We start from the raw sequence: 4,844 nt of genomic DNA on the forward strand, positions 1-4,844 counted from the left end.
AGAGGCAACCGACGTAAGTCTTAAGCCTCGTAAAATTGACGTTGATGAGCATTATGCAAGACTTCTTTCCCGTGGCTTGTGCCGACATGCTCGCGCGTGTAGGCATGCTGGTGAAGGCACAGCGTTTGGCGCTAGGTATTCGGCAGGCGGACATCAAGGCCGCTATTGGCATATCGCCGCACCTGTTGCGCAAGGTCGAACAGGGCTCGCCTCACGTAGACCTGCGCTCCTTCATGCTGGTGCTATGGCGGCTTGGCATCAACGATACGGTCTTCCGAACGCTCGAGGACGTTGAGCACAGCGCCCAGATGGCCCGTTTCGTTCAGCTGGAGGATGACCCTGAGCAACTTTCAGCCCGACGCGTGCGCCTTCCCAAACCCAAGCCTGAGGCGTTCTGATGCAACGTGCCTACATCTACATGGAGCATCCCGAGAGCGGCCAAGTAGTCACCCTCGGCCGCCTGAGCCTGAAGGGCAGACTGGGCGAATTCGTCTACGCACCCGAATACGTGGCGCAGGGCGGATGGGTACCAGACCCGATCCACTACCCGCTGCGTGCCGAACCCTACACGGGCATCACACGTAACCGGGGCATACCTGGCTTCATCAACGATGCGATGCCGGACGGTTGGGGGGAGCGCTTGCTGCATCGGGTTTATGGGCAAGCTTTGAGCACGCTGGACTTTCTGCTCAAGTCTCCTAACAACGATCGCGTCGGCAACCTGATGGCGGGGCGAGCCCGCACGCCCGACGAAGGCACTGGCGAGGGTACCATCCCGAGCCTGAACGGCCTGGCCAAGTTCATCGCGGCATGTGAGGCGGTTTATGATGGGCAACTGACTGCCGAGGCGACCACTGCCTTCTTGATGGCCAGTGGCGTCTTTCACCGCTCTACGATGTTCTGCCAATGCTCGATGAGGGGCCGGCCAAGGCTTTGGCCATGGCCGTCGGGCGCGAAGGCAGCCAAATCAGCAGGTTAAACCTGCTGAGCCATCATGCCCACTTTGGGCTGGCGCGGGACCAAGCCGAGCATGTGCTCGAAGAGGTCGCCAGCTGGGTACCTGCGCTTCGCGACCACTACGCCACCTTCCTCGCGGGTGCGGACCTGGACAGCGCATGCGCAGCGGCGAGCAGTGATCGGATGCTCAGTTGATTTCGCAGCGGGGTCTTTGGGGCAATCAGACCATAAGGGCCAACAGCGCGGCGGCCAAGGCTGGCGGCATGATCAGCAGACCCAGGCGCAGGAATTGCCAGGCGCTGACAGACTCGCCTTCACGTCGAATAGCCACCAGCCACAGCAGGGTTGCAAGGGACCCGGTGATGGACAGGTTCGGACCCAGATCGACGCCGATCAGCAACGCGGCGGTGGTTTGCCGAGGCAGGTGGGCGATATCAACCATTGAGCCGGCAATCAGCCCGGTCGGTAGGTTGTTCATCAAGTTGCTTGCCACGGCCACACCCACCCCAGCGGTCCAGCTCGCAGCGGCCTGAGACCGCTGCTCCATGGTCATGAGCATGTGCGCCAAGTGTTCGATCACGCCTGTCTGGGCCACAGCTTCGACCAATACGAACAAGCCCGCAACCAATGGCAGTACACTCCAGGCCACGTGCCGCATAACGGGCATCGGGCTGCGCCGTTGGCGCAAATGAATCAGCGCGGTGGTCGCGACACCAGCGCTGAAGGTAGGCAGGCCCAAGGGTACGTCCAGTGCCGAAGCACCCAATAACACGCAAGCAGTCAGCGCAATACCCCATGCACACAGACGGGCACCGGCTGAAAGAGGCTGTGTTTGCACAGCCATGGCAAGCGGTTGGCAGATTTGGCGGCGTTGGGTAATACGCAACATGAGATAGGTCGCCATGATGGCTGCCAATGAAGGCAAAGTGAACTGCCTGAGCCAGTCCCACAAGGGCGGCATCTGGCTGCCGAAAACCACTAGGTTGGCGGGATTGGAAATGGGCAGGACAAAGCTTGCGGCATTGGCGATGAACGCACAGATGAACAGATAGGGCAGGGGCTCAGCCTTGGCGGCCTTGCAGGCTGCATACACTGCCGGGGTAAGAACCACGGCAGTGGCATCGTTCGAGAGAAAGACGGTCACCAGAGTGCCGACCAGGAAAACCAGATTGAACAGGCGCTGGCCAGAGCCCCGTGCATGTCCTACGGCGTAACGGGCTACCCAATCGAAAAGGCCTTCCTGACGGGCCACTTCGGCCAGCACCATCATGCCAATTAGAAACAGGTAAACGTCGCCGCCCTTGGCCACGGCGGCCAAAGCGTTCATCGGCGCAATCAGCCCAAATAGCACGAGTGCGATGGCGCCACCCAGCGCCCAGATAAATTCCGGCACTCTGAAAGGTCGGAGTATGACGCCGGCGGTGGCCAGGGCCGAGACGATCCAGATGATCAATGAGGTTTGGCTCAGGTGCATGAAGGGTTCAGTTTCCGGCGGCTGACGGTATTGAGGAGGAGGGCGCATCGCCCTGACGCGGGTGGGTTTCGGGCAAGGCGACCAGCACAAGCAAGAAGGCGCAGGCTGCAATACCGGCCAGCGTCAGGAACGCGGCATTATAGCCCGCCGCTTGGACGACGAACCCGGCCAGACCAGGGCTTAGCGCCGCACCAAGACCGAACACGGCGGTAAGCGCCCCAAGGCTGACGTTGAACCGTCCGGTGCCCTCGGTGAGGTCCTTGACGATGATCGGGAACAACGCCCCGAAAATGCCGGCGCCAATGCCGTCGAGTAACTGCACGCCTACAAGCCAGAAGGGATTGTCCGACAAGGTGTAGAGGGCGCCGCGCAGTGGGAGTATCAGGAACCCCACGAGCATGAACGGCTTGCGCCCCCATTGTTCGGCACGCGCCCCGACCAACAGCGCCATCGGTACCATGACCAGCTGGGCTGCCACGATGCAGGCCGAGGTCAGCGGCGTGGCCAGGCGCAGGTCGACCTGGGAGAGCTTCTGGCTTACCAATGGCAGCATGGCCGCATTGGCCAAGTGGAACAAAGCGCAGCAGATCGCGAAGAGTAGCAATGTGCGGTTATGCAAAAGCAGCGCAAAGCCAGCCGGATTGTCTTGATCGTTCGGGCCATGGGCCAGGCCGCGAGCCACGTGGTGGTCGATGGCGGCGCCCGGCACGCATGCTACCGCGATGACGCTGGCCACGGTCAAGGCAGCCATCAAATAGAACACCACTACTGGGCCATAAAGGTAGGCGAGCCCACCGGCCAGTAGTGCAGAGAACGCATTGCCAGCATGGTTGAAGGTTTCATTGCGCCCTACGCGTCGCGTGAACGCCTTCGGTCCGGTCAGCCCCAGCGAGATGGCAGCGATCGCCGGCGCGAACACGGAGCCGGCCAGTGCGCTTACAGTTTGGGTAACAGCCACCCAGGTAAATGATGTGATGAAAGGCAACAGCACACAGCTCCCGGTTACCAGGACTGCCGCGATGACCACCACGGCACGCTTGGCGGGCGTACGGTCAATCAGGGCACCGGCGGGCGTTTGGGCGAGCAGGGCAGTGACACCGGCAATCGTCATGACCAGCCCTATGCTTGCGGGCTGCCATTGATGAACGGCAAGCAGGTAGATGGCAAGGTACGGTCCGAGTCCGTCACGTACATCGGCAAGGAAGAAGTTCAACCAGTCAAGCGAGCGATGCGGGGCGGATTGCCTAGGGTTTTCCAAGGACGTGCTCTCGAGAGGGCCACGCAGCCATCGCTGGCGTGGGCCAGGAGGTGGACGGCGGGCGAGTGGTGGCGCTGGGGTGTCTCTGGCAAAGACTGTGCTTTGCGATAATAGGTTCCAGAGACGGATTTGAGTTGTCTTGGGGGTGAAGGCCAAGAATCAGTGAGGTATGAGATGACAGGCCTGGTCATCAGGGCATCATCAGATGAAAAGCTTGGGAAGGTAGGGCTGGCTACAACGATACGGAGGATTATTTTATAACTAAACTAAATGAATATTTAGTTTAGTTATCACCTGCGGTTATATTAGTTTAGGGCAGGAGACGCCCTAACCATACGGTTAGTCCTCCAGATTCTGGATCTTCAACAACGTGATCGAGTACCTCGAACCCGTTGATGCGCAACTGATCGGCGTATTCATTGGCACTTAAGCTGGCGTGATACAACGTTTCGCCTTCGAATCTACCCAATGCTTCACCGTATGAAGGCCCACTCGTGAACATGAGCAACGCCCCTGGAGCCGCGTGACGACGGAAAACCGGGAACATCCCGCGCTGATCTGAGGGTTTGAGATGGAAAATGCTGTTCCAAGCAATGATCGCGTCGAATTGACGACCCAATGCAAGCGCGCGCATGTCTGCGTGAATCCATTGCTGTTCAGGAAACTGTGCACTGCAAAGGGTCAGCATCTGGTTGGAGGAATCTACACCCACAATGCGGGCGCCGATCCCGACCAGATGTTGCGCCACAGGTTGGCCAGAGCCGCAGCCCAGATCTAAAACAGTTGCTGACGGCCTCAACAAGGCCCCGAAACGCTCAATCCATTTGCGATCGGTGAAGTGATTGGCACGTTTTTGGTGCCAGGTGAATGCATGGCGATCGTAGAGGTCGATGATGTGGTCAGCTGATCGATGGTGGGACATGGGAAGAGGGTTTCCGTGAGCGGTCTTACAGGAGGACGCTGTATGCGGTTCGTGGGTTCGAATGTACCCCAGGATGGCATCGAACAGGAAATATCTAGGTGCGCATAATGTGTATTATGTTAAATATTAGATAAGCTTGTTGGACTGAGTGTGTCACCAGCTGTGACTGGTCTAAGAAAATGAGAAGCGTCGACGCGAAAAAAGATACTGAGTAATCAAGCACGTAGCCTCTC

General features: G+C 59.0%; 6 protein-coding genes. 3 read left to right on the plus strand and 3 right to left on the minus strand.

Translation table 11 applies throughout. From position 1 onward, the window contains the following. Positions 1-44 precede the first annotated feature (44 nt). The 3 genes from ACK59L_RS21195 to ACK59L_RS21205 are packed head-to-tail and all read left to right on the plus strand — an operon-like array spanning position 45 to position 1,152. Positions 45-398, plus strand: a complete 354-nt coding sequence (locus ACK59L_RS21195) for a transcriptional regulator (RefSeq protein WP_409275874.1) — start codon at positions 45-47, stop codon at positions 396-398. After that, positions 398-979, plus strand: a complete 582-nt coding sequence (locus ACK59L_RS21200; protein ID WP_409275876.1) for a HipA N-terminal domain-containing protein — start codon at positions 398-400, stop codon at positions 977-979. Before ACK59L_RS21195 ends, ACK59L_RS21200 begins: the two co-directional genes overlap by 1 nt. Further along, on the plus strand, positions 907-1,152 hold the full coding sequence (locus ACK59L_RS21205; protein ID WP_409275878.1) for a hypothetical protein: 246 nt from the start codon (positions 907-909) through the stop codon (positions 1,150-1,152). The genes ACK59L_RS21200 and ACK59L_RS21205 overlap by 73 nt, the downstream gene beginning before the upstream one ends. A 25-nt stretch (positions 1,153-1,177) precedes the next feature. On the opposite strand, the gene ACK59L_RS21210 is transcribed toward ACK59L_RS21205, so the two are convergent. From ACK59L_RS21210 to ACK59L_RS21220, 3 genes are all read right to left on the minus strand, one after another. Then, the gene (locus tag ACK59L_RS21210; RefSeq protein WP_409275880.1) at positions 1,178-2,431 is read right to left on the minus strand and encodes an arsenic transporter; all 1,254 of its coding nucleotides are present in this window, start codon (positions 2,429-2,431) and stop codon (positions 1,178-1,180) included. Between the two features lie 7 nt (positions 2,432-2,438). Continuing rightward, entirely contained in the window at positions 2,439-3,689 is a 1,251-nt protein-coding gene (locus tag ACK59L_RS21215) for an MFS transporter (protein ID WP_409275882.1), read from the minus strand. A gap of 310 nt (positions 3,690-3,999) precedes the next feature. Beyond that, positions 4,000-4,611 (minus strand): class I SAM-dependent DNA methyltransferase, encoded by a 612-nt coding sequence (locus tag ACK59L_RS21220; RefSeq protein ID WP_409275884.1) that lies wholly within the window; start codon positions 4,609-4,611, stop codon positions 4,000-4,002. Positions 4,612-4,844: the final 233 nt, after the last annotated feature.

Origin of the sequence: Pseudomonas sp. KCJK9111 (assembly GCF_046231935.1) — a bacterium.
In the GTDB taxonomy this organism is placed as follows: domain Bacteria; phylum Pseudomonadota; class Gammaproteobacteria; order Pseudomonadales; family Pseudomonadaceae; genus Aquipseudomonas; species Aquipseudomonas parafulva_B.